Here is a 2,378-nt window from a genome sequence, read left to right on the forward strand (position 1 = left end):
ATCCAGTGTATATGTATATAACTACAATACCCAGGGCACAGTAGTTCCTACCACGGCCGCAGGTCTGACAGATGGTAAAGTAACCTATCCGGTGGTGCCTGCTTCTTCAACCTTGACCGAAGGCCCACTATTATACAATGGAACAGCCATCAACACCACCACTAACCAGTGCGTGCGTGAGATTTATATTATGGAAGCTGAGAACCATACCGATAACCATACCAAAGCCAAAGACTTGCTTAAACGTACCTGTCTGGTAGTGGGTGGTACCTATGGCAGCGATAGTGAACCCAGCTATTACCGCGTGGACTTCTCTACCGGCAGCGGATCGGCACAAACATATCTGGATGTGCTTCGCAATCACAAATACACCATCAATATTACTAAAGTATCCGGTTCGGGTTACGAAACCCCGGATATTGCCTTCCGTAGCGGTCCGGTGAATATCGAGGCCAGCGTACTGACCTGGAACGGGGTAGGAATGAATATCCTGACTACCGACGGACAATATACCCTGGCGGTGGATAAAGATGAATATACCTTCAACAAAGAAGCCGTGACAAGTAAGGTAACCGAAAATGTACTTAACATATGGACCGACTATACCACCGGTTGGAAAGTCGAAAAGTACGTTGATGCTACCAATGAAAGCCAAACCGTCAGTTGGTTGAAACTCGTTCCGGCCACAGGTGGCAAAGATGCCATAACCGAAACCTATATCGAGCTGGAAGAAAACAAAACCGGTGCCTCCCGTTCAACCAAGATCTATCTGGAAGCCGGACGTATCCGTAAGCCTGTTACTGTTATCCAAAGTACGGCATCGGCCATACAGCCGGGCATCAAGCTTTACCTGGCCGATGCTGAAATCCCTTCGGGATCTCAGCTTACTTTCACTCCTAAAACAGGTACTTCGAAAGATGCAAAAACCTTGCGGGTAGTATGGGAGCCTAATACAGAGAATGTTACCGTATCGGTAAACAAAACCTGCTCTAACCTGGAAGGTCAACCGATAAGCGAAACCTTCAATGGTGGTTCCAGACAGTACACCATTACCACCACGGCCGTAACATCCAATGGCAATAGCGCTTTGCCTACCGATGAAGAATCAACCGTTACTTTCCGTACCGAGGGTGGCCAAGAGGCTACAGTGAAGTTGTTGCAGAAGAATTACGGTCTTATTTACAACGATGTAAAAAGCAAATACGCTTCGGCTACAAGTAAAGAATACAGCTTTACAGTGAAAAGCAATACCAATTGGAAGATTGGTTCCGTAACCGATGCTTCAAGTGTACTTACTACTGCTTCCAAAAGTGCTTTAGAAACCATAACCGGTACGTCAGGTACAACCACTATTAAGTTTACCGTTGCTGCCAGTACTACCGGTACCGCTACCCTGAACTTTATAAACGAAGATGGATTATTCACTGATGTCGCAGTTACGTTAAATGTTCAGCCTGTTGTTCCCGCTGAGTTCGGCGGTAGTAATATCGTTTGGAAAGATGGAAAGCTGACCTTCTCTACCGGCCCTGACGACACAAGCGTTGATGCCCAGGCACAAGGTGTTTACTTCCAGTGGGGTTCTTTGGTGGCTATCAGTCCTGTGGGTGCTAACTTCTCCACTTCACAGATTTTGTATAAACCAGAGGAATATACAACTGCCATCACATCTTGGAGTACTATTCCTTATGTCAATGAAACCACTGCTCCGTTCAATAATGACGTGCAAACTGACGATGACTTTGCTACTTACAACAGCAATACCGGTTACAATGCTTCTACCGGCAAGGGTGACATTTGTCGTTACATCTCTGATAAGGGTTGGGTTGAGGGTAGTTGGCGTTTGCCTACTGCCGCCGAACAACAGGCACTGATGGAGGCAGCTGGTCAAAGTCCTGAGCACGCCGATTATTACGGTACTCCCAACGGTACTTTCGCTGCCTTCACCGTTTCCAATGCCAACGGTCTGGATCAAATCCCCAGTTACGTTCAGCTTTTGGATCAGCGTTTCCCTGCCTCCGGCTGCCGGCACACCAATGGGGCTATGACCAAGGTAGGCAGCTACGGGTTCTTCTGGTCGGGCTCATCGTGCAGCACTGAGCAGGGGTTCGGCATGGGCCTGAGGTCGGACGGGGCGTACCAGGACTACTACTTGGGGAGTGCGCTTGCTGTTCGCTGTGTTAGAGATTAGTTGTGCCTACCCAAGCTGTATCTAAAATGATGGGCTTAGCTAAACTGTCCTGGCCGGCACTAGAATACCGGTATGGAAGCTTAGCTAAGAACTGATCCATCGGCAGGGAGTTTTCAGGTACACCTGCCAAACCGCTCCACGGTGCTCTGCCTTCACGGTATGGGTATTGAACGGTTGGAGAAAAGGGAGT

General features: G+C 48.3%; 2 protein-coding genes. One reads left to right on the forward strand and one right to left on the reverse strand.

What is annotated here, in order from left to right:
• Positions 1 to 2,188 (forward strand): BACON domain-containing protein (locus D0T87_RS23535; RefSeq protein ID WP_163178593.1); only part of this gene is annotated, 2,188 nt, incomplete at its 5' end.
• Here the strand turns inward: D0T87_RS23535 and D0T87_RS23540 are convergent.
• Positions 2,178 to 2,378 (reverse strand): hypothetical protein (locus D0T87_RS23540; protein ID WP_163178595.1); only part of this gene is annotated, 201 nt, incomplete at its 5' end. The two genes, D0T87_RS23535 and D0T87_RS23540, sit on opposite strands and share 11 nt — an antisense overlap.

The sequence above is a fragment of the Bacteroides sp. 51 genome, from assembly GCF_010500965.1.
In the GTDB taxonomy this organism is placed as follows: Bacteria; Bacteroidota; Bacteroidia; order Bacteroidales; family Bacteroidaceae; genus Bacteroides.